Here is a 21,525-nt window from a genome sequence, read left to right on the forward strand (position 1 = left end):
CTAACCCACAGGAGGACCCCTCATGGCGCAGATCCTGCTTTCGGGCCTGAGACGTATGAACCGCGCAATCGCGATCCTGGTCGGCGTTCTGCTCTTGGCCTGCGTGGTCTTTGTGCTGGCAGATATCGTGCTGCGGCAAATGGGGTCCTCGCTGGGGGGGACGGATGAAATCAGCGGCTATGTGATGGCCATCGCCACCTCCTGGGGCATGGCCTTTACCCTGATCGAACTGGGCCATGTCCGCATCGACATCCTGCGCGGGCGCGCCACCGGGGGCGCCCGCGCCCTGTTCGACCTGACGGCGATGCTGGCGCTTGCCGTCACCGTGACGCTGATCGCGGTGCGCGGCTGGCCGGTGCTGTCGCGGTCGCTTGCCAATTCCTCGCGCGCGAACACACCGCTGGAAACACCGCTGGCGCTGGTTCAGGCGCCATGGCTGGCAGGCTGGATCTGGTTTGCGCTGGTGTCCTGGCTGACCTTCGTTGCCGCGCTCATGCTGATCGCCCGCCGCGATTTCTCGGCGTCCGAGGCGGCGATCGGTACCTTTGGCGAATTGGATGCGCTGAAATGATCGGATATCTGACACTGGGCCTTCTGGGTCTTCTGAGCCTCTCGATCCCGGTTGGTATCGTCCTGTTCCTGCTTGGCTTCGGGATCGACGCTTTCTTCAGCCCGTTTCCCCTGACCAGGGGCTTGGGCAATCTGGTCTGGTCGACCTCGAACAACGCGACCCTGATCGCCATTCCGTTCTTTGTGCTGCTGGGCGAAATCCTTGTCCGCTCCGGGCTGGCCACCCGAACCTATGCCGCGCTGGATCGCTGGGTCAGCTGGCTGCCCGGCGGCCTTGTGCATGCCAATATCGCCACCGCGACCATGTTCTCGGCCACTTCCGGTTCGTCGGTCGCGACCGCCGCCACCGTGGCCACGGTGGCGATGCCACAGGCCGAGAAGCTGGGATACGACCCCAAGCTGTTCTCGGGCGCGATTGCCGCGGGCGGCACCCTGGGCATCATGATCCCGCCCTCGATCAACCTGATCGTCTACGGGTTCCTGACACAGACCTCGATCCCGCGCCTGTTCCTGGCGGGCCTGCTGCCCGGTATCGCTCTGGCGCTGGGCTTTGTTCTGGTCACGGCGCTGATTTGCGCGATCCGCCCCAGCCTGGGCGGCCAGCGCCGGGTGTTTCCCCTGTCCGAGATGATCCGCGCGCTGGCCGAGCTGATCCCGATCATCCTGCTCTTCACGATGATCATCGGCACCATCTACAAGGGTTGGGCCACCCCGACCGAAGCCGCCGCCGTGGGCGTTGCCGGCGCTCTGGTGATTGCGGCCATCTTTGGCGGTGTCAGCATCGCCATGCTGGGCGAGGCAATCCTGGGCACGGTCAAGATCACCTCGATGATCATGCTGGTGGTGATCGGTGCCTCGTTTTTGAACTTCACCCTCGCCTCGGCCGGGATCGGGCGCGAGCTGCAATCCTTCCTGGGCGGGCTGGGCCTGTCGCCGCTGGCCTTCATGATGGTGATCGTGGTGATCTATATCGTGCTTGGGTTCTTCATCGAGACCCTGTCGCTGATGGTGGTGACCATCCCGATCATCGTGCCGCTGGTGGTCGAACAGGGCTATGACCCGATCTGGTTCGGCATCCTGATGATCGTGCTGATCGAGATGGCGCTGATCACGCCGCCTGTGGGGCTGAACCTCTATGTGGTGCAGGGCGCGCGCAAATCCGGCACGATGAGTGAGGTGATGCTGGGCACCCTGCCCTATATCGCGGCGATGCTGGCGATGGTGGTGGCCCTGATCGCCTTTCCGCAGATCGCGCTTTACCTGCCCGACGCGCTGCAATGACCGGGATCAGGCCCTGAGATCGTCAAGCAGCCGGTCCATCATCGCGTCACAGGTGGCCAGTTGCTCCAGTGTGACATATTCGTCGGGCTTGTGGCCCTGCCCCTCCATCGAGCCGGGGCCGCAGACAACGGTCGGGATGCCCAGGCCGCGAAAGAACCCCGCCTCGGTGCCGAAGGCGACCTTGGTTGTGTGTGACTGCCCGGAGAGCTTGCGCGCATAGGCCACGACCGGTTCGGCCGGATCGACATCGAGACCGGGATAGGCGTTGATCTGCTCGACCATAATTTCGCCCGCGTCGTCATAGGCTCCGCCGATCCGGTCCGCCTCTGTCTGGATGCGCGCCATCAGGTCGGCGGCCCGGTCGGCGGCAAGATGCCGGAACTCCAGCATCATCTCCGCCCGGTCCGGCACGATGTTGAGCGCTCGTCCCCCGTGCAGCGTGCCCACATGTACCGTTGAACAGGGCACGTCATAGGCCGGATCCTGTGCCCCGGCGGTTGCAAGTTCGTCCTGTACCCCGCGAAGGGCGGTCACGAAATCAGCCGCCAGATGCAGCGCGTTGACAAACCGCGGGGCCAGCGCGGAATGACCGGCCTGTCCCGCACAGACCGCCCGCAGCGCCACCTTGCCCTTGTGGCCGGTGGCCACCTGCATCTGCGTCGGTTCGCCCACGATGCAGGCACGTGGCAAGCCAAGCATCGGCGCCAGACGGTCCAGCATGCGGGCGATGCCAACACACCCAACCTCTTCGTCATAAGACAGAACGATCTTCAAAGGCTCTGCCAGTTCGATGGCAGCGGCCCGCTGCGCCAGTGCCAACGCGGAGGCGACAAAGCCCTTCATGTCGGTGGTGCCGCGCCCATAGGCGCGGTCTCCCTCGACGGTCAGCCGAAAGGGATCGCGGCTCCAGAGCTGACCTTCGACGGGTACCACGTCGGTATGGCCGGACAGCAGCACACCCGCACCCGACGGCCCGATTTCGGCATAAAGCCCCGCCTTGTCCCCATCCGGGTCGGGCAGTCGCTGCACCCGGAAGCCGCAGGCGCTCAGATGCGCCTCGGCAAAGGCGATCAGGTCGAGGTTCGACCGGGAACTGACAGTGTCGAACCCAATGAGCCGGTCGAGGATGTCCAGCGTCGCGTTCATCCCGGCCAATCCGATGCGAGTTCGGTGATTTCCCGGCGGAAGGGTGGCGCGTCACCTGTGTCTGGCGCGTCCAGTTCGCGGGCATAGCGATGCCCGGCATAGGTGGCCCAGGCAATCGGCCCCGGCGCGTTGGCATCGCCGATCAGCCGGACCGAGCGGATGCCCGCATCGGCCCAATCCGCCGCCCGCGCCATCAGGTCTTGATAGAGCCGATCATTGCCAAGCCGCGCAGCGACAACAACCACCGCGTCCATCTCCATCTGCTGTGTACGGCCAGAATAGACGCAATTTGTGACCACATGATCGGTGCAGATCTCGGTCACGCCCCGGTTCAGCACGATCTCGACCCCGGCCTCAACCAGCCGGGCATGAATGGCCCCCTGCTCCAGCGTGTTGCGGGTCCAGTCGCTGACAAAGGGCGCGGGGGTAATCAGCGTCACCTGTGCGCCGCTTTTGGCCAGCAACTCGGCCAGAACCCCACCCATATAGTAATGATCATCGTCAAAGATCACCACGCGCCCCTTGGGCAACCTTCCTTCCATCAGATCGTCGGGCGTGAACACCTGCGCGCCCGGCGCGATCGGCATCGGCACCACATGCTGGCGAGCGACCCCGTCGCGCCGCCAGGTGGAGCCGGTGGCGATGCAGATGTTCTGGAACCCGAAGTCCAGGATCGCCGCGGCATCCAGTTCGCTCTGCCGATAGATCTCGACATTGGCGCGCTGACCCAACTGGTATTCGCGATAGTCCACCACGCGGCCCCAGGCGGAAAGCCCCGGCAAGGCGCGTTCCCGCGTCACCCGGCCACCGATCACCTCGCGCGCCTCGGCAATCGCCACGTCATAACCGCGCCGGCAGAGCGCCCAGGCGGCCTCCAGCCCAGCAGGACCGGACCCGACAACCAGCACGTTGGAACTGTCGCCCTTGGGATTCATCCGCTCTGGGTGCCAGCCCTTGCGCCATTCCTCCATAAACGTCGGGTTCTGGGTACAACGGCTGATCGACATGGTCATGTCACCGGTGATGCAGATGTTGCAGCCGATGCATTCGCGGATATCCTCGATCCTTCCCTCTTCGACCTTCTTCGGCAAGAACGGATCGGCAATCGACGACCGCGCACAGCCGATGAAATCGAGCGTCCCCGACTTCACCATCCGCACCATCACATCCGGCGAAGTGAAGCGGCCCACGCCCACCACCGGCCTGTCGGTCAGGTCGCGGATACCACGCACCAGCTGTTCCTGCGCCGCCTCCTCCTTGAACCGCGAGGGGCCGGAGCAATCCTCCCACGTGCCCTGCGCAAGATCCCAAAGATCGGGCAGGTTGCGGTTCATCTCGATATAGTCGCGCAGTTCGGCATTGGAAAAGCCAAGCGCGCCTATGCTTTCATCCAGGCTGACCCGCAGGGTGATTGCCATCGTGTCGCCCACTGCCTCGCGGATATCGGCAATGACCTCCTGGCTGAACCGCGCGCGGTTCTCCAGCGAACCGCCATATTCGTCTGATCGCTGGTTCGTGGCCCGGCTCAGGAAATGCTGGAATATCCCGAACCCGTGCGCGCCATAAAGACAGATCAGGTCAAACCCCGCCGCGCTCGACCGTTTGGCGGCGGTCACGAACCAGCGCCTGAGGTCGCGAATATCGGATTTCGACAGCGCCCGCGCCTGCACCGGATCGTTGGTAAAGGTGCGGATCGGCAACGCCGTGGGGGCCAGTGGCACTTCCTTGGTATAAAGGTTCGGCCCGTTGATCCCGGAATAGGCCAGTTGGATGCCCGCCAGCGCGCCGTGTTCCTTCATCCGCTCCGACATCCGGCGCAGTTGCGGGATGTCCTTGTCCTCCCACAGGCGCAATTCGATGAAAGGGGTGATCTCGCTCGTGTGATGCATCTCGCACTGTTCGGTAAAGATCACACCCCATCCGCCCTCGGCCTTGATCCCTCGCATCGCGGCAGCAGCTGAGGGGTCGCGATACCCGCCGCCATTGCAATGCGGTACCTGATAGAACCGGTTCTTGGCGGTCAGGGGGCCGATCTGCACCGGCTCGAACAGGATGTCATAGCGTGGGTCGCGCAAGGCCGTCTCCCTCGGTCAAATCTGCACCGACGATACAGGATTTCGCCGGGCAGAAAAGTTGACCAAGCTTAACCACCGCTTAGCCTGCCGCTAAGCCGCCGCGTTCAGCGCCCGATCCCGGGCAGCGCCTGTGTCCGGACCAGCGTGGCACAATGGTCGACAAAGGCGCGGACAGTGCTGGCGCCTTCGCCGTCCTGCGCCATGAGCAGACCCAGGCGCATCGGCCGTACCTCACCCCTGAGCGGCACGATGATCAACGGCTTGCCATCCGGGGCCCGGTCATGCTGCGGCCGGATATTGGCAATCGCGTAACCATAGCCGTTTGCCACTAGGCTGCGCATCACCGCCATGTCGCGAGTCCGCTCGGCGATGAGCGGTTTGGTCCCCTGGCGCAGGAAGAAGGACAGGAAGTAATCCGAACTGAACGGCAGGTCGAGCAGCACCATGGGCAGACCGGTCAGGTCTTCGACACTGACGCCGTCGCGGCCTGCCAGCGGATGCCCCTCGCCCAGCATCACATAGGGTGGCAGTTCCGCCAGCGTGACGAACCGCAGATCGGTGGGAATATCCAGATCATAGGTCAGCGCGATGTCGATATCGGCGCGCCGCAAGCCGCTATAGATCTCGGCTTGGTTCATCTCGACCTGCCGGATCTGCACCTCGGGATAGGCTATCTCGAAACTGCGCCGCACCGTCGGCAGCACGATCTGCGCAAAGGTCAGGAGGCACCCGATGGAAAGCGGCCCGCGCACCTGCCCGGTGATGTCACCCGCCAGATCGGTCAGGCGATCAGCCTCGCGCAGGACCACCCGCGCCTGTTCCAGCATCACGCGCCCCGCCTGCGTCAAGGACAGGCCCTGCGCGTGCTGACGCACAAACAGCGGCACGCCAAACTCCCGCTCCAGCTGCGAGATCGACGCCGAAATCGAGGGAGAGGAGACATTCACGCGCGCCGAAGCCAGCGCGATGGATCCCGCCTCGCCCACGGCGACGAAGTATTCCAGCTGGCGCAGCGTGTATCGGATCGGCACGGCGGTCCTCCGGCAAGGGCGGCAGTCAGAACGAAACAGAATGCCGCACCCGAGGCAAGATCAACCCCGGCCTATTCATCGCCCGGCACGCCATAAGATGGCGCCGCCTGCGGGTCGAGCGCCCGCTGGACATAGGCCTCGAGCTGCGGCTTGTAGACCTCCCAGGTGGTGGCCACCGCCTCGATGGGGCAGTCTTCGGTCCAGTCACAGCGCAGATCGGCCACCGGCCAGCTGACCCGGTCCACCAGCATCATGCCCGCCGAATGCACCGGCCCCGCCTCACCGCCCGCCGCAAGCCCGGCACGCAACGCCGCGATAAGCCGGTCGCCCAGATGCCCAGTGCTTGCCAGAAAGGCATCGACCATCGCCTGCGGCACCCCGTCATTGGCCAGCAGGTTGCCGCCTGCGGCCACGTCCTGCGCCTGGGCCTGGGTCCAGATGCCCAGCGCATTGGCGCCGGAATGGATCGCCGCTCGCCCCTGTCCGTCGACAACCAGCACCTGCCGGTAGTCGATGAAGCGTCCCTGCCGCTGCACCTCGGCGATTGCTTCGACAGCCGTCAAACCGCCTGCCATCAGGTCGAGCGCCAGCGGCCCCAGCGCCGGATCGGTGACATTCTGGGTGGCGACAGCCCCCACGCCCGCCCGAGCATGGCTGCAACGCGCCGCCACTGCAGGGGAAGAGGATGAAATCGCTACCCCGAACATGCCCGTCTGTGCGCAGCGCGCCACCAGCGAAAAGGTCATGACAGCCTCCTGTTTCTTTCTGGTCGAAAATACTCTCGGGGGAGCGCGAGGGGGCAGACAGCCCCCTCGCTCCCGCACTCTCAATCGGGGATGACAGCGGTAGCGTCGATCTCCACCAGCCACTCGGGCCGCGCCAGCGCCGACACTACTAGCCCGGTCGAGACCGGGTGCACGCCCCGGATATACTCGCCCATGGTGCGATAGACCGCCTCGCGGTGGCGCACGTCGGTGATATAGACCACGACCTTGACCAGATGTTCCATCTGGCCGCCGCATTCCTCGATCAGTTGGCGGATGTTCTGCATCACCTTGTGGGTCTGCTCCACCGGATCATGGCTGTCGATGTTCCTGGCATCGTCCAGGTTCTGCGGGCACTGGCCGCGCATCCAGACGGTGCGCCCGCCGCGTGTCACGACGGCCTGCGCCAGGTCGTTGTCCAGCTTCTGCTCGGGATAGGTGTCCTTGGTGTTGAACGGGCGGTGGCGGTAATGCGCCATGGAAGACTCCTTGTCAGGTCGGATGGGTCGCGGTCAGACCGCCGCAACCGGGGCCAGCGCCCCGGCAAGATAAAGGTGAAAGTCGCGGATCGTCCCTTCGAAATTCTCCGCCGCCAGCGGCCCCGCATCGGCGCGGGATGAGCCCAGCGCCAGTTGCAGCTTCTCCAGCTTCTCCCGATCCTCGCGATTGACCTCGGTCCAGAGCGCGATGCGCTGCGCAATGGTCTCGTCGTCCAGATCGTCGCCATAGACCGACAGCGTCCAGCGGACGTGAACGCACCCCACACTGACCGGTTGCAGGCTGAGCGAGGCCAAAAGGCTCGCGGCCTGACTGGCGACCTGGGTTGGAAAGACGTTGAACAGGAACGAGCGTTGCCGCTGCCCCGCATCCAGGCCCGGTGCGCCTTTGCCCCGGCTGGGGATGCCATCTGGGTAATTGGCGTTGTAGCTGGTAAAGGCGGCAGACGACGGCCCCTTGGTGCACAGCTCGGTCGGGGTATAGCCCCGCAGGGTCTTGGGGTGCACGACCGACAGGTGATAGCCTTCCATGAAATTCTCGACGAGGCATTTCCAGTTGCACTGCCAGTCTTCCTCGGCCGAATGCACGATGCGGAAACTGACGGTGTCATAGGGCGCCAGCACCTCGGCCAGCGGTGCCAGCGCCGCGGCAAGTGGTTCGGGATTTTCAGAAAGGCTGACATAGATGAAGCCCTGCCAGAGCTCGCAGGCGAACCCGGCCAGTCGGCAATTGGTCCGGTCAAAGCCGGCATTCTCCATATGCGCCGCCCGCAACAGGGCGCCGTCACGGCCATAGCTCCAGGCATGATAGGAACAGACCAGCCGCTTGACGTTGCCGCGCCCCTCGGCCAGCAGCATGCCCCGGTGGCGGCAGACATTGGCGAACACCCGGATCACCGCGTCATCGCCCCGGATCACGATCAGCGGCTCATCCAGAAGCCGGGCCGCGAAATAGTCGCCCGCCTGAGGGATCTCATCCGCCCGGCCAAGGCAATGCCAGCCCGCGCGCAGAACCGTTGCCTTTTCCAGTTCGAACAGATCGGGCGAGGTGTAATAGGCCCCATGTAGCCCCATGGGCCGGTCGGCGGGCAAGGATGCGGTCTGTTGCAAACCGTCGAGAAGGCCCTGAATCCGCTCCGCCCCGACGGGCAAGGCTCGCCCACTCACCGCGAAACCCGCGAGGCGAGGTAGGTTGCGAAATCGTAATTGGGCCGCTCCAGATGTGACAGATGTCCGGGCCGGGCCAGACCCGAGGACAGCCCGCGAAACACCTTTTCGGTGCAACCGCGATCCTCGATATTCACCCGGTCGAGCAGTTCCTTTAAATCGGCAAAGTTCTGCTGCGCATCGGCATCGTCCTTGTAGTCGTCCGACATGCCGCCGCCAAAGCGGATATGCACCTGCCCTGGCCCCTTGGGGTGCAGCGACAGGTACCAGAAGTAGCCCGGCGTCAAGGTGATCAGCAGGCTGGGATAGAGGGCCAGCAGGAAGGTCGTGCGTCGCTCGACCCCATGCAGCCGGTCGTTCGACGGATGCGCCATGGCGATACGCAGCGAGTCGTCCTTGAGGATGGTATGATAGTTGAACGTCGGCAGGCCCGGCGGACAGACCATCTCTTCCAGCTTGGAAAGGCCGCCGATGGTACCCGCATGGCAGACCGGCAGGTGATAGCTCTCCATGAAGTTCTCGGCCAGCACCTTCCAGTTGGTGTCCCAGACATGCTCTTCGTAAAAGGCCTCGGTATAGTTGGTCATGTCATAGCCCGCGACCATAGCCGCCACCTCGTGCAGGGTCTCGGCGACGGGGACCGCGTCGGGGTTCAGGGTGACAAAGACCCAACCCAGCCATTCCTCGCAGCGGATGGCGGGCAGCGTGTAATCCTCCTTGCAGAACCCCTGGTTCAGGGTCATCGCCGGGGCGCCGCGCAGTGAACCGTCCAGGTTATAGGTCCAGGCGTGATAGGGGCAGACAATGGCGCGGGTATTGCCGCGCCCGTGCAGCAGGGTCGACATCCGGTGCAGGCAGACGTTGCTGACTGCGCGCAGCGCGCCGTCCTTGTCGCGCAAGACAGCGATCGGCTGGCCCGCCAAGTCACATGTGGCATAGTCGCCCGGCTTCGCCAATGCATCGGCGCGGCCGATGCAATACCAATCCTTGCGGAAGATATGCTCAAGCTCCTCGTTCAGGAACGCCTGCGAGGTGTAGACCTCGGGCGGCATCGCGCGAGCACTCTCAAAGGGCTGTGCCACGTTCTCGCTCAGCGCCCTTACCGGGTCGATCTGGTCTTTTGCCATGATGCGTCTCTTTCCTTGCAGTCGTCAGATGGTCAGGCTTGTGCCCCGGCGGGGCGGTAGGCTTCGTAGTTGCGCTGAATCGCGATCTGGTCGGCCACGTGCCTGGCATCGTGCCAGACCCCCCAGATGAATGTCGAGCCGCGCCGTGACTGCCACGGCAGTCCCAGGAAATAGACCCCCGGCTCTTGCGAAACGCCGCGCTGGTGAACGGGTCTGCCTGCCGCGTCAAAGGCATCCACCTCCAGCCAGCCGAAATCCTGCCGGAACCCGGTGGCCCAGATGATGGTGGAAATTCCTTCCTGTGCCAGATCAAGCTCCAGGATCGGATGGGTCAGACATTCCGGGTCCGGCCAGACGGCACGCGCCTCGGGCTCTTGGGGCAGGTCGAGCCCCATGCGTTCGGCATAGGCGTCTGCGGCATCCAGAACCGACAGGTAATTGGCGTCACCATCGGCGATGTTGGCGGCAAGATCATCGGCGAAATGCAGGGCTCCGCTGGCGTAGGATTTCGTCACCCCCACCAGAGTGACGCCCTCACTCGCCAGACGGCGGAAATCCATCGTGGCCCCGCCATAGGCGCCGCTGACCGCGATGGCCACATGTTCGCGTCCAGGTTCCAGCGCCGCCTGATCCCAAAGGCCCAGAACCCCCAGCCACCAGCAATAATCGCGCCCGCGATAGGCGCGCGGCGGCCGGTCATGCGCGCCGATGGACAGATACACCTGCCGCCCGGAGCGGTTCAACTCGTCGGCAATCTGTGCACCCGATGAACCGCCGCCGACAACCAGCACCGCGCCCTCGGGCAACTGACCGGGGTTGCGGTAGTCAAAGGAATGCATTTGCGTCACGCCGCTGTCCTCGGGCACCAGCCTTGGCACCACAGGGTGCTGAAAGGCGCCGGTTGCGGCAACGATCCGCTGCGCCTCGATCACGCCATTCGAGGTTTCCACCCGAAAACCGGGCCGACCAGGCAACCGGCTGGCGCGGCGAACCTCGACACCAGTGCGGATCGGGGCATTCACCATCTCGGCATATGCACAGAGGTAGTCGGCCACCTTTTCCTTGGTCGGAAAGGCATCCGGCCCGCAGCTCTCATGTTCAAGGTTCGGGAACCGGTCGTGCCAGGCCGGACCATTGGCCACCAGCGCATCCCAGCGGCCCGAACGCCAGGCTTCGGCCACCCGGTTTTTCTCCAGCACCAGATGCGGCACGCCTTGCTTGCCCAGATGTTCGCTCATCGCGATGCCTGCCTGACCCGCGCCGACCACCAGCGTATCTATGCGTTCGACCATCGTCCCCTACCCCTTCGGCTGCGCTGGCCACGGTTGAACCAAACGCGTTTGCGTTGGACCGACAGTAATGACGCATCCGAAATGCTGGAAATACGATTTGATTACGCATTGCTTCGGCAATGCCTAAGCCGCAGGTGCCCGGGCGATCAGCGGGAGGCGCTGACGAAACCGCCCTGGAACGGGCTGGTCACCGTTGCGTTGCGCTCTGCCATCCGTTCGAGATTGACAATGGTCGACAGCATGATGCGGTCATGGCTCCAATCCCCCGACCGCTGCATGATCAGCATCGTCGCCAGCACGGCCGCCACCAGCAGGCCCGAGATCATCATCCAGGCCGCCACACCGGCCTGCGCCTCGCCACTGGCGGTCACCGCGACAATCCGGTTCCTCAGGCTCGACGGACGGCGCGTTTCGCGCCGGTCGACCAGCGCCACGGTCGGCGTCGTACGGGCAAAGAACGTCCGGTTCTGGGCTGCGGCGGCACAGGCGCGGATCAGGCATTCGCAATAAGCGCGGACGTCGAAATGCGGCCGCCCGATCAAGGCCTGATCACAGGCATACTCCCGCAGCATCCGGACCTGGCGGCGCCACAGGAAGAAGGCCGGATTCCAGAACACCAGCGGGCGCAGCAGCTCCAGCAGGAATTCACATTCGATATCGGCCTGGCGGAAATGTTGCACCTCGTGCGCGACGGTCATCTTCAGGTCCTGCGGATGATCCAGCAGCGCCAGCGGCAGCACCACGTAGCGGTTGCGCAATCCTCGGGTCGAATAGGCGACACGCGCCGTGTCGCTGAGCAGAATGTGAACCCGGCCAATGCGCTTCCAGGCAAAGGCATTTGACAGGCTGCGTTTCAACCGCAGCACCGACAACAGCACGTGGAGAACACAGAACAGGAAGCCCGCGACAAAGGTCGCGGCGACGACCCGCGCCCAAACCTCGCGCTGGGCCATCAGGTCGCGCACCAGATCCTCGCGCAGGCCCAACAGGGCCTCGAACTGGGTCGCGGACAACCCGACGTTGCCATGCAGGTACTGACGCACCAGCATGTCCGGAATATTGGGCGGTTGCGCGACGACCCAGGTGGTCAGCCCCAGCGCCAGCAGGGGCGAGGTGACCAGCAGAACCGTCAGACCGTTCAAGAGCCGCAATTGCGGGCGATAGGCGCGGCCCAACCGTCCGTGTGCCAAACCCCATCGCAGCAGGGACCAGATCGCGACCCCGGCCACAAACAGAAGGTTCAGATCGAGATAGGCATTCAGAAGCGCTTCACCGTCCATTGTCTCCCAACCTTTCATTCAGCAAGGCCCGCATGCTTTCGAGCATGTCGTCCGTCACCTCTTCGTCGTCCACCAGGCGGGCAACCAGAGCCGCCGGTGCGCCATCGAAAAGTTTGCTCGAAAGGTCCTTGAGTGTTGTTCGTTGGTACTCTTCCTTGGGAACGGCGGGGCGGTAGACCAGCGAGCGGTCGTGTCGCTCGGAGGCCAGAAAACCCTTTTGCTCCATGATCTTCAGCACGGTCGCAACCGAGGTATAGGCGCGGGTCTGTGCCTTGTTCAGCTCGGCCAGGATGTCACGCACGGTGCCGCCGCCGATGTCCCAGACCACGGTCATGAATTCCAGTTCGACCTCGGTCAGCAGGGAACGTTCCTGTTTACGCGCCATCGGGTGGGTTGTCCGCTTCATCCTTGAATTCCGATCCATGCTAGGGGCAGAGGGAGCAGTTGCAAACTACTTTTTTAAGAGTCCTGTCACACCTTCCAGAAGCAGAACACGCCCCAGCAGATCGACAATGCCAGCGGCCCCCAGAGTGGCAGACCGAACAGCCCCAGCCAGGCCAGGAAGATGTAAGAGGTCCCCAAGAGACTGATGAACAGACGGTCGCCCCGGGTCGTGGTCAACCCCAGCACGCCCTTGCGCATCGCGCCGCCCGGGTACCGGATTTCCAGCATCACCAGCACCCCGATGGCACTGAAGATACCGATGAACAACAGGGCTGTGGGCCAGGTCCAGGCCATCCATGAAAACATCACACCCTCCCCATCGCAAAACCCTTGGCGATGTAGTTGCGGACGAACCAGATCACGATCGCGCCCGGAATGATCGTCAATGTCCCCGCCGCCGCCAACAGGCCCAGCTCATACCCCGCGCTGGAGGCGGTCTTGGTCATGGTGGCAGCGATGGGTTTGGCGTCGACCGCTGTCAGCGTCTTGGCCAGCAGCATCTCGACCCAGGAGAACATGAAGCAGAAGAAGGCCGCCACCCCGACGCCCGCCTTGATCGAGGGGACAAAGATGGTGGCAAAGAAGCGGGGAAAGGAATAGCCGTCGACAAAGGCGGTCTCGTCCAGCTCCTTCGGGATTCCGCGCATGAAACCTTCGAGGATCCAGACCGCTAGCGGGATGTTGAACAGGCAATGCGCCAGCGCCACCGCCAGATGGGTGTCAAACAGGCCCACAGCCGAATAGAGCTGGAAGAAGGGCAGCGCGAACACCGCCGCAGGGGCCATCCGGTTGGTCAACAGCCAGAAGAACAGCTGTTTGTCGCCCAGGAACCGATACCGGCTGAACGCATAGGCCGCCGGCAGCGACACCGCGACCGAAATCACCGTGTTCATCGTCACATAGAGGATCGAGTTGATGTATCCCCAATACCAGGTCGGATCGGTGAAGATGGTCTGGTAATTCTCCAGCGTAAAGGTCTGCGGGAACAGCGAGAATCCCGCCAGGATCTCGTTCGTCGTCTTGAAGCTCATCGCCACCAGCCAATAGATCGGCAGCATCAGGAACAGGATGTAGACGATGGGGACGATGGTTCTTTTCTGCATGTCAGCCGTCCTCAGTTCAGGTCGTCCTTGGTCATCAGCGTGTAGAACAGCCAGCTGACCAGCAGGGTGATTGCGAAATAGATCAGGCTCATCGCGGCGGCGGGACCCAGGTCGAACTGCCCCAGCGCGATCTTGACCAGGTCGATGGACAGAAGCGTGGTCGAATTGCCGGGACCACCCCCTGTCATAACAAAGGGTTCGGTATAGATGTTGAAGCTGTCCATGAACCGCAGCAGGATGGCGATGGTCAGCACCGTCTTCATCTTGGGCAGCTGGATGAAACGGAACACCGCCCAATTCGACGCGCCGTCGATCTTGGCCGCCTGATAATAGGCGTCGGGGATCGAGACAAGACCCGCGTAACTCAGCAGCACCACCAGCGAGGTCCAGTGCCAGACATCCATGGTGACGATAGTGATCCAGGCCGCCAACGGATCCTGTGTCATGTCATAGTCTATGCCCATGACATGGTTCAGGAAATAGCCCAGCAGGCCGATATCGGGCAGCGTGAAAATGTTCCACATCGCCCCCACCACGTTCCACGGGATCAGCATCGGCAGGGCCATCAGCACCAGGCACACCGGCACCCAGATCCCCTTGCGCGGCATCGACAGCGCAATCGCGATGCCAAGGGGCACTTCGATGACCAATATCAGGAAAGTGAACAGGAACTGGCGACCGAGGGCGGCATGGAACCGGTCTGACCTCAGGATTTGTTCAAACCAGTCGAGCCCCTGCCAGAAGAAAACGTTATCGCCAAAGGTCTCCTGCACCGAATAGTTGACCACCGTCATCATCGGGATCAGCGCGTTGAAGGCCACCAGCAGCAAAACCGGAAGGACAAAGAACCAGGCCTTTTGGTTTTCGGTCTTCATGTCGCGCTCTCCCCTGCGGTGCTGGCGATCCAGCCATCGGCATAGAGCCGGGTCTGATCCCGCCGGAAGTCGAGAAACACCATAGCACCCCGGTTCGGGCCGGGTCCGTTGACAATGGCGTTGACGCGGCTGCCTGCGACCTCGCATTCAACCACTGTATGGCGCCCCACATCCGAGACCTTGGTGACGGTAGCGGGCAGGCCGGACTGGCCCAGCGAGACAAACTCGGGGCGGATGCCGATCTCGGTCCGGGTGCCGGCAACCGCGGTGATCGGCCCTTCGAGCGGGATCGCCTGACCGGCGAAATGCGCCACCCCGTCCGACACTTCGGCGGGCAGGATGTTCATGCCGGGCGAGCCGATGAAATGACCCACAAACGTATGCGCGGGCCGATCGAACAGCTCGACCGGAGTGCCGATCTGCACCACTTCGCCCTCTTGCATCACCACCACCTGATCGGCGAAGGTCAGCGCCTCGGTCTGGTCATGGGTGACATAGATCATGGTGGCGCGCACCCGCTGGTGCAGTTCCTTGAGCTTGGAGCGCAGTTTCCACTTCAGATGCGGGTCGATCACGGTCAGCGGTTCGTCGAACATCACCACATTGACGTCCTGGCGCACCAGCCCGCGCCCCATCGAGATCTTCTGCTTGTTGTCCGGGCTCAGATGCGCGGCCTTGCGGTCGAGCAGGTCGGACAGTTCCAGCATCTCGGCAATCGCGGTGACCCGCTCGCGCACCGTGGCCTCATCCCGGCCCCGGTTGCGCAGGGGAAAGGCCAGGTTGTCGTAGACGGTCATCGTGTCGTAGATCACCGGAAACTGGAACACCTGCGCGATATTGCGCTTGTCGGGGGGCAGTTCGGTCACGTCCTGCCCGTCGAACAGGATCCGCCCCTCGGACGGGACCAGCAGGCCCGAGATGATGTTCAGCAGCGTGGACTTGCCACAACCCGAGGGGCCAAGCAGCGCATAGGCGCCGCCATCGGTCCAGTCGAGGTCGATCTCCTTCAACGCGTAATCGTCGGCCGATTTCGGGTTCGGATAATAGCTGTGCCGCAGCTTGGAGAGGGTAATTTTCGCCATCTGCGCCTCACGCCACGCGGGAGCCATCGGGCGCGAACACATAGGCCGCCGACGGATCCATATGGAAATCATGCATTTCGCCCACCCGGTACGGATGCACACCCGGTGCCAGCGACACCCAGCTGCCGCTGCCCATGTCGAAATGTGCCGAGCTTTCCGAGCCGGACAGTTCAGTCACTTGTACGCGGCCCGACAGGGTGACGGTGGCCTCGGGCGAGGCGACCGGCGACACGTGATGGGGCCGGATCGCAATCATGTATGGCCCGTCCGCCAGACCAGCGGCAGCGCCAGCCAGCGTCCAGGTGACATCGGTACCCATGCGGGCGGTATCGCCCTGCTTGACGATCTCGGCCGTGTTGATCGGCGGGTCCGAAAACACCCGTGCCGCCAGTACATTGGCCGGATCGCGATAGATCTCGGCGGTGCGGCCGAACTGGGTCACCCGACCGTCCTCCATCAGCGCGGTATGTCCGCCCAACAAGAGCGCCTCTTCGGGTTCCGATGTGGCATAGACCACCACCGCGCCCCGGCCCGCGAAAAGCTCAGGCAGCTGGTCGCGCAACTCCTCGCGCAGTTTATAGTCGAGATTGGCCAGCGGCTCGTCCAGGAACACCGCGCGGCTTTCCTTGGCAATGGCGCGGGCCAGCGCGGTGCGCTGCTGCTGGCCGCCCGACAGCTCGTGCGGGCGCCGGTGCAGCATCGGGCGCAGCTTCAGGATATCGGCCGCATGTTCGACCCGGCCTTGAATTTCGGATTTCGGCAGGCCCGCCACCTTGAGCGGCGAGGCGATGTTGTCGAAGACCGTCATATGCGGATAATTGATGAAAAACTGGTGCACCAGGCTGATATTGCGTTTCTGGGTGCTCTGCCCGGTCACGTCCTGACCGTCCATCAGGATCTGACCGCTGGCCACCGGATCAAGCCCGGCCATCATCTTGATCAGCGAGGTCTTGCCCGCGCCGGTGGCGCCGAGCAGGACATTGAAGTGACCCGTCTCAAGGACCAGCGAGGTCTCCTTGATATGCAGGTCGGCGCCGACGCGCTTGGTTACGTTTCTGAGTTCGAGTGCCATCGTCCCAAAGCTTTCGGCCGGTTCTTTTGGTCAGTGAGGCCCCGGAGACCGGAAGGTTCCCCGGGGCTGAGGGTGGGCGGGCCACTCACGACCCCGCCCATCAGGAAGCCGGATCAGTTCTTGGCCCAGCGCGCGACCAGCTCGTCATAGTTGACGGTCTCGCCCTGCGGCTTTTCGTTGTCCAGCTTGGGCTTGGCGCCGCCATTGGCGAACCACCATTCCGCGTCCTTCTCTTCGTTCAGGCGCGGGCCGCAGCCGCCATAGACATTCGCCGCCTCGTCCGCTGCCTGCATCCGGGCCATCACGGTGTCCATTTCGAACGCCAGACGGTCCATCGCCTCTTGCGGGGTAAAGGCACCCGAGTTCACGTCGCCGATCTGCTGCCACCAGATCTGGGCCAGCTTGGGATAATCCGGGACGTTGATGCCGGTGGGCGACCAGCGCACCCGGTCAGGCGAGCGGTAGAATTCCACCAGGCCACCCAGTTTCGGCGCGCGTTCCGAGAAGCTCTCGTGATTGACCGAGCTGTCGCGGATGAAGGTCAGGCCAACATGGCTTTTCTTCACGTCGACGGTCTTGGAGACGACGAACTGGGCATAGAGCCAGGCCGCCTGTGCACGATCCAGCGGGGTGGAGTTGAGGATGGTCCACGACCCCACGTCCTGATAGCCGACCTTCTGACCGTCTTCCCAATAGGGACCATGCGGGCTGGGCGCCATCCGCCACAGCGGGTTGCCGTCGCCGTCAACGGTGTTGTTGCCTTCGGACTGCGGCTTGACCATGTCGGCGGTAAAGGCGGTGTACCAGAAGATCTGCTGCGCCACGTTACCCTGGGCCAGCGCCGGCAGCGACTGGTAGAAGTCATAGGACGCCGCACCCGGAGGCGCGTATTTGCGCAGCCATTCGTCCCATTTGCGGATCGCATAAACCGCCGCCGGGCCGTTTGCCGCGCCACCGCGGGTCACGCTGGCGCCCGCCGGGTTGCAAGACCCCGCTTCCATGCGGATGCCCCATTCGTCGATCGGCACGCCGTTGGGTTCGCCCTTGGATCCGGCACCGGCCATCGACAGCCAGGCATCGGTCATCCGCCAGCCAAGGTCGGGCGCGCGCTTGCCGTAATCCATGTGGCCATAGATCGCGGTGCCGTCGATTTCCTTGACGTCTTCGCTGAAGAACTCGGCGATATCCTCGTAGGCCGACCAGTTGACCGGCACGCCCAGCTCATAGCCGTATTTGGCCTTGAACGCCGCCTTCAGATCCTCGCGGTCGAACCAGTCCTTGCGGAACCAGTAGAGGTTGGCGAACTGCTGGTCGGGCAGCTGGTACAGGTCACCATCGGGACCGGTGGTAAACTGCGTACCCATGAAATCGGCCAGGTCGAGACCGGGGTTGGTCACGTCCTTGAAATCGCCTGCCATCATGTCGGTCAGGTTATAGGCCAGTTGCAGGCGCGAATGGGTGCCGATCAGGTCGGAATCGTTGACATAGGCGTCATACAGGTTCCGCTTGGTCTGCATCTGGGTCTGCACGGCCTGAACGACCTCGCCCTCGCCCAGGATCTGGTGGTTCACCTTGATGCCGGTGATTTCCTCGAAGGCCTTGGTCAGCACTTCGGATTCGTAGCTGTGCGTGGGAATGCCCTCGGACAGCACGTTGATCTCCATCCCCTTGTAGGGTTCGGCCGCCTTGATGAACCATTGCATCTCGGCCATCTGCTCGTCCTTGGACAGGACCGAGGGCTGGAATTCTTCGTCAATCCATTTCTTGGCAGCGGCCTCGTCGGCATAGGCTGCCTGTCCCGCGACCACGGCGCAAACCGCGGCTGCGGACAAAAGATACCTGCGCATCTTTTCCTCCCTGATGTCTGCAATGCCAGAAATGCTCTGCGGCACCTGACTGTCATTTAGCTTTCACATGGGCGCGCATTTTGTCAAACTAAATTTTTAGTATCTTTCTTTCCATTGATTTTGCACGAAATTTTTCAAATCAAAACGAAAATCATGATCACACGCCCCACGTATCCCGCAAGCGGTACCCTTCGGGCCAGGGGTCGCTAGGGTCCAGCAGGTGCTGGTGAATCCCGGTGATCCAGCCCCGGCCCGAAATCTCGGGAAGGATCGCTGGGCAGCCACCCACGGTGGCCAACCCGGCAATGCGGCCTGTGAACTCGGACCCGATGATCGAGGTCGCGATAAAGCGCTCCCCTTCCGCCATCTCGCCCCGCGCATGCAGGATCGCCATCCGCGCCGACACGGCGGTGCCGGTGGGCGAACGGTCGATCTTGCCGGGCTGGATCGCCACGGCAGAGGCGGCGCGCAAGACCCCGTCCCGCCGTTCGATCTCACCTGCAAACAGGCAAAAGGAGATATGCCGCCACTCCGGGTTCTCCGGGTGGTGAAAGCCCAGCTGCGCATTGGCCGCATTGGTGATGGCAATGCCCATCTCGGCCAGGTCGCGCGCCCGGTCTCGGGCGATTTGCACGCCTACATCCTCGGGCCGCACCACCACGAAACTGTCACCGCCAAAGGCCGTGTCCACCGTCACCCGACCCACGCCCGGCACATCCAGCGCAACATCGAGTTGCGCCGCAAAGGAGGGCAGGTTGCGCACGAATATGCGCTCGGCCTTGCCGTTTCGGCATTCGGCCCGCACATGCACAAGCCCGCCCGGCGCTTCGAGCACCAGTTCGGTCACCGGCTCGACCATTTCCACCAGCCCGCCGTCGAGCAGCACGGTCGCCACGCAGATCGAATTCGACCCCGACATCGGCGGCGTGTCCTCGGGCTCCATGATGATGAATGCCGCATCGGCGCGCGGGTCCTTGGGCGGCACCAGCAGGTTGACATGCCGGAACACGCCGCCGCGCGGCTCGTTCAGCATGAAGTTCCTGAGCCGCCCGTCGCGCGCGATCCAGTTGCGCTGCTCCCACAGGGTCTCGCCCGGCGGCGGCGCGACACCGCCGACGATGACATCGCCCACCTCGCCCTCGGCATGGGCAGAAATCAAATGGATGGTCTTGCTGCTGCGCATTATGCCCCGTCCTGTCAGTTGATCCAGCCGGGACGCCCCGGCGCATGCCCGGTCAGCGCCGCCTCGGCGCAGTGCGCAAGGCTGCCGAACCGCATGGCGCGGCCCGACAGGCCCGGCCCGTAGTGGGCGTATTTGCCCGAATTGGTCATGATGGTGCGGGTGGCGGACGGCAGTACCGGCTCGGTCACCGAACACCAGCAGAGGTCCGGGATCACTTGCACACCCGAGGTGTGCAGGCGCGCCAGTACCCCGTCGCCTGCCAACTTGTCACGCTCGCCGCGGCCGATCGTGACAATGGCGGCGGTCCCTTCGGCGATCCGGCGCCCGTCCAGCAGATCCGCCAGAATCCTGCATTCATTGGCCGAGGCATGGGGGCTGCCGACGGCGACCAGTTCCACCCGCTCGGGCCCGGGGTTGAACTGCGCCCAGGCGCGGGCGAAGTCGCCCGGTTCGATTGCCATACGCGCCGCACCTTCGGTCAGGGCGCCATCAGCCTCGGGCGTCACCCCCGCCACATGCAGCATCGCCGCCGCCGAAGTGGTGCCAAATGCAGCGCAAAGCGCCTTGAGGTCATCCCCGGACGGCGCGCTGTCCTCCAGCCCGGTCAGGAGAGGGATACGATCGGGCGCCAGCCGCCCGGCCAGATAGCCCAGCAAGGGCCAGAACGCATCGTCTGCGCCTTCCGGCCGATCCACCCGGATTTCCACCTGCGCCTTGCGGTTGGTGTCCAGGTAGACCCCCGCCAGCGGCGCGCGTCCGGTCAGCGCCATGCACAGGTCGAGGTAATCGGGATGTTTGACGCTGCGCGCGGCCAGCACGCTGTTGGCGTAGACAACCGCGTTCGACTCGGCCCAGGCGATGGCCTCGCCCGCCTGTGGTATATCCTCCAGCAGATAGGGCGCGCAGGTGAAACTGGGTCGCGCGCCCATCCGCAGATAGGCATCGGCCAGCCGGCTGGCCGGCCCGCCGAACGCGGGCGGCACGCCCTGCGCCCGCCAGTTTACATGATCGACCGAAATCGCGTTCATCGTGGTGGGAATACGGACCCGCCCGCCCATCGCGGCCATATCCTCGGCAAAGCGCAGATTGGCCTCGCTGTGATAAATGCAGCCGTCGATATGGGCGCGGCTGACATCGGTCAACCGCTCGGCCCCCTGCGCCGCCGCCATGGCGCAGATGATCCGCATCGCCAGCCGCACCGGTGGAGCGGCCGCCTCGGAGAGCATGGCACGGTCCGCAGCACTCAGGTCCAGAGCCGCGCCCGAGAGCGGTTCCAGCTTGAGCGACAGCGCCCCTGCCGTCAGGCGCTCGGGCGTCACTTTGGCCGAGGGCTCCCTCGCAAGCGCATCATATTCCACCGCTGACAGGCGCAGCACCGCGACCGGACGGTCATACATCCAGGCCGCGACCAGTGCGCCAAGGGTCAAGATATCCTCACCCTCGCGGAACACCAGCGCCGCCGGGGCGTGGCCATTCAGCGCCAGCGCCAGCAGCACGCCACTGCCCGAGCAGGAGCCCCGGCTGGTCGGCATCATCACCACAGCCCCGGCCAGTGCCGCACCGTGCTGCGGGTGATGCGCGTCGATCACCCGGCCCGTCTCGGGATCGACCCCGCCCCAGAAACTCAACCCCTCGTCACAGAGCAGAACCGGCCCCGACGCCTCGGCCGCCACGATGCAGTGTGCCATC

20 protein-coding genes are annotated in these 21,525 nt (G+C 63.9%); 2 read left to right on the forward strand and 18 right to left on the reverse strand.

Features of this window, described 5'->3' with window-relative positions:
• The first annotated feature begins 22 nt into the window (after positions 1-22).
• Together OE747_RS05510 and OE747_RS05515 are read left to right on the forward strand one after the other, a co-directional pair.
• Positions 23-571, forward strand: a complete 549-nt coding sequence (locus tag OE747_RS05510; protein WP_263827607.1) for a TRAP transporter small permease subunit — start codon at positions 23-25, stop codon at positions 569-571.
• The gene (locus tag OE747_RS05515) at positions 568-1,851 is read left to right on the forward strand and encodes a TRAP transporter large permease (RefSeq protein WP_263827608.1); all 1,284 of its coding nucleotides are present in this window, start codon (positions 568-570) and stop codon (positions 1,849-1,851) included. The genes OE747_RS05510 and OE747_RS05515 overlap by 4 nt, the downstream gene beginning before the upstream one ends.
• Before the next feature lie 6 nt (positions 1,852-1,857).
• On the opposite strand, the gene argE is transcribed toward OE747_RS05515, so the two are convergent.
• The 18 genes from argE to lhpI all read right to left on the reverse strand — a co-directional run bounded on the left by argE (position 1,858) and on the right by lhpI (position 21,524).
• On the reverse strand, positions 1,858-2,997 hold the full coding sequence (gene argE, locus OE747_RS05520) for an acetylornithine deacetylase (RefSeq protein WP_263827609.1): 1,140 nt from the start codon (positions 2,995-2,997) through the stop codon (positions 1,858-1,860).
• Positions 2,994-5,072: an oxidoreductase gene (locus OE747_RS05525; RefSeq protein ID WP_263827610.1), complete on the reverse strand. Its 2,079-nt coding sequence runs from the start codon at positions 5,070-5,072 to the stop codon at positions 2,994-2,996. Before OE747_RS05525 ends, argE begins: the two co-directional genes overlap by 4 nt.
• A gap of 104 nt (positions 5,073-5,176) precedes the next feature.
• A complete protein-coding gene (locus OE747_RS05530) occupies positions 5,177-6,103 on the reverse strand; it encodes a LysR substrate-binding domain-containing protein (RefSeq protein WP_263827611.1) in 927 nt (308 codons plus the stop codon).
• 71 nt (positions 6,104-6,174) lie between these two features.
• Positions 6,175-6,849, reverse strand: a complete 675-nt coding sequence (locus OE747_RS05535) for a DUF1028 domain-containing protein (protein ID WP_263827612.1) — start codon at positions 6,847-6,849, stop codon at positions 6,175-6,177.
• Between the two features lie 80 nt (positions 6,850-6,929).
• Positions 6,930-7,346, reverse strand: coding sequence for a RidA family protein (locus OE747_RS05540; RefSeq protein ID WP_263387058.1), 417 nt, complete (start codon positions 7,344-7,346; stop codon positions 6,930-6,932).
• 33 nt (positions 7,347-7,379) lie between these two features.
• On the reverse strand, positions 7,380-8,438 hold the full coding sequence (locus OE747_RS05545; protein ID WP_263827613.1) for an aromatic ring-hydroxylating oxygenase subunit alpha: 1,059 nt from the start codon (positions 8,436-8,438) through the stop codon (positions 7,380-7,382).
• Between the two features lie 89 nt (positions 8,439-8,527).
• On the reverse strand, positions 8,528-9,658 hold the full coding sequence (locus OE747_RS05550; protein ID WP_263827614.1) for an aromatic ring-hydroxylating oxygenase subunit alpha: 1,131 nt from the start codon (positions 9,656-9,658) through the stop codon (positions 8,528-8,530).
• Positions 9,659-9,690: 32 nt separating this feature from the next.
• Positions 9,691-10,950, reverse strand: a complete 1,260-nt coding sequence (locus OE747_RS05555; RefSeq protein ID WP_263827615.1) for a flavin-containing monooxygenase — start codon at positions 10,948-10,950, stop codon at positions 9,691-9,693.
• A gap of 146 nt (positions 10,951-11,096) precedes the next feature.
• Positions 11,097-12,230, reverse strand: a complete 1,134-nt coding sequence (locus tag OE747_RS05560; protein ID WP_263827616.1) for a M56 family metallopeptidase — start codon at positions 12,228-12,230, stop codon at positions 11,097-11,099.
• Positions 12,220-12,615 (reverse strand): BlaI/MecI/CopY family transcriptional regulator, encoded by a 396-nt coding sequence (locus tag OE747_RS05565; protein WP_263827617.1) that lies wholly within the window; start codon positions 12,613-12,615, stop codon positions 12,220-12,222. The genes OE747_RS05560 and OE747_RS05565 overlap by 11 nt, the downstream gene beginning before the upstream one ends.
• A gap of 86 nt (positions 12,616-12,701) precedes the next feature.
• Positions 12,702-12,980, reverse strand: a complete 279-nt coding sequence (locus OE747_RS05570) for a DUF2160 domain-containing protein (RefSeq protein WP_263827618.1) — start codon at positions 12,978-12,980, stop codon at positions 12,702-12,704.
• A complete protein-coding gene (locus OE747_RS05575) occupies positions 12,980-13,777 on the reverse strand; it encodes a carbohydrate ABC transporter permease (protein WP_164132869.1) in 798 nt (265 codons plus the stop codon). Before OE747_RS05575 ends, OE747_RS05570 begins: the two co-directional genes overlap by 1 nt.
• 11 nt (positions 13,778-13,788) lie before the next feature.
• Positions 13,789-14,652 carry a carbohydrate ABC transporter permease gene (locus OE747_RS05580; protein ID WP_263827619.1) on the reverse strand — a complete coding sequence of 288 codons (864 nt, stop codon included), beginning with the start codon at positions 14,650-14,652 and terminating at the stop codon, positions 13,789-13,791.
• On the reverse strand, positions 14,649-15,734 hold the full coding sequence (locus tag OE747_RS05585; RefSeq protein ID WP_263827620.1) for an ABC transporter ATP-binding protein: 1,086 nt from the start codon (positions 15,732-15,734) through the stop codon (positions 14,649-14,651). Before OE747_RS05585 ends, OE747_RS05580 begins: the two co-directional genes overlap by 4 nt.
• A 7-nt stretch (positions 15,735-15,741) precedes the next feature.
• Positions 15,742-16,806 (reverse strand): ABC transporter ATP-binding protein, encoded by a 1,065-nt coding sequence (locus OE747_RS05590; protein ID WP_263827621.1) that lies wholly within the window; start codon positions 16,804-16,806, stop codon positions 15,742-15,744.
• 113 nt (positions 16,807-16,919) lie between these two features.
• Positions 16,920-18,653 (reverse strand): ABC transporter substrate-binding protein, encoded by a 1,734-nt coding sequence (locus OE747_RS05595; protein ID WP_263827622.1) that lies wholly within the window; start codon positions 18,651-18,653, stop codon positions 16,920-16,922.
• A 157-nt stretch (positions 18,654-18,810) separates the two neighbouring features.
• Complete coding sequence (locus OE747_RS05600; RefSeq protein ID WP_263827623.1) at positions 18,811-19,836, reverse strand: trans-3-hydroxy-L-proline dehydratase; 1,026 nt, start codon at positions 19,834-19,836, stop codon at positions 18,811-18,813.
• 14 nt (positions 19,837-19,850) lie between these two features.
• The gene (lhpI, locus tag OE747_RS05605; RefSeq protein ID WP_263827624.1) at positions 19,851-21,524 is read right to left on the reverse strand and encodes a cis-3-hydroxy-L-proline dehydratase; all 1,674 of its coding nucleotides are present in this window, start codon (positions 21,522-21,524) and stop codon (positions 19,851-19,853) included.
• Between the last annotated feature and the right edge of the window lies 1 nt (position 21,525).

The organism is Ruegeria aquimaris (assembly GCF_025751555.1).
Lineage (GTDB): Bacteria > Pseudomonadota > Alphaproteobacteria > Rhodobacterales > Rhodobacteraceae > Ruegeria_B > Ruegeria_B aquimaris.

Coding starts and splice junctions, on each gene's coding strand:
- OE747_RS05510 (WP_263827607.1), top strand. CDS start 23: ATGGCGCAGATCCTGCTTTCGGGCCTGAGACGTATGAACCGCGCAATC.
- OE747_RS05515 (WP_263827608.1), top strand. CDS start 568: ATGATCGGATATCTGACACTGGGCCTTCTGGGTCTTCTGAGCCTCTCG.
- argE (WP_263827609.1), bottom strand. CDS start 2,997: ATGAACGCGACGCTGGACATCCTCGACCGGCTCATTGGGTTCGACACT.
- OE747_RS05535 (WP_263827612.1), bottom strand. CDS start 6,849: ATGACCTTTTCGCTGGTGGCGCGCTGCGCACAGACGGGCATGTTCGGG.
- OE747_RS05540 (WP_263387058.1), bottom strand. CDS start 7,346: ATGGCGCATTACCGCCACCGCCCGTTCAACACCAAGGACACCTATCCC.
- OE747_RS05545 (WP_263827613.1), bottom strand. CDS start 8,438: ATGGGGCTACATGGGGCCTATTACACCTCGCCCGATCTGTTCGAACTG.
- OE747_RS05550 (WP_263827614.1), bottom strand. CDS start 9,658: ATGGCAAAAGACCAGATCGACCCGGTAAGGGCGCTGAGCGAGAACGTG.
- OE747_RS05555 (WP_263827615.1), bottom strand. CDS start 10,950: ATGGTCGAACGCATAGATACGCTGGTGGTCGGCGCGGGTCAGGCAGGC.
- OE747_RS05560 (WP_263827616.1), bottom strand. CDS start 12,230: ATGGACGGTGAAGCGCTTCTGAATGCCTATCTCGATCTGAACCTTCTG.
- OE747_RS05565 (WP_263827617.1), bottom strand. CDS start 12,615: ATGGCGCGTAAACAGGAACGTTCCCTGCTGACCGAGGTCGAACTGGAA.
- OE747_RS05570 (WP_263827618.1), bottom strand. CDS start 12,980: ATGTTTTCATGGATGGCCTGGACCTGGCCCACAGCCCTGTTGTTCATC.
- OE747_RS05575 (WP_164132869.1), bottom strand. CDS start 13,777: ATGCAGAAAAGAACCATCGTCCCCATCGTCTACATCCTGTTCCTGATG.
- OE747_RS05580 (WP_263827619.1), bottom strand. CDS start 14,652: ATGAAGACCGAAAACCAAAAGGCCTGGTTCTTTGTCCTTCCGGTTTTG.
- OE747_RS05585 (WP_263827620.1), bottom strand. CDS start 15,734: ATGGCGAAAATTACCCTCTCCAAGCTGCGGCACAGCTATTATCCGAAC.
- OE747_RS05590 (WP_263827621.1), bottom strand. CDS start 16,806: ATGGCACTCGAACTCAGAAACGTAACCAAGCGCGTCGGCGCCGACCTG.
- OE747_RS05595 (WP_263827622.1), bottom strand. CDS start 18,653: ATGCGCAGGTATCTTTTGTCCGCAGCCGCGGTTTGCGCCGTGGTCGCG.
- OE747_RS05600 (WP_263827623.1), bottom strand. CDS start 19,836: ATGCGCAGCAGCAAGACCATCCATTTGATTTCTGCCCATGCCGAGGGC.
- lhpI (WP_263827624.1), bottom strand. CDS start 21,524: ATGGCACACTGCATCGTGGCGGCCGAGGCGTCGGGGCCGGTTCTGCTC.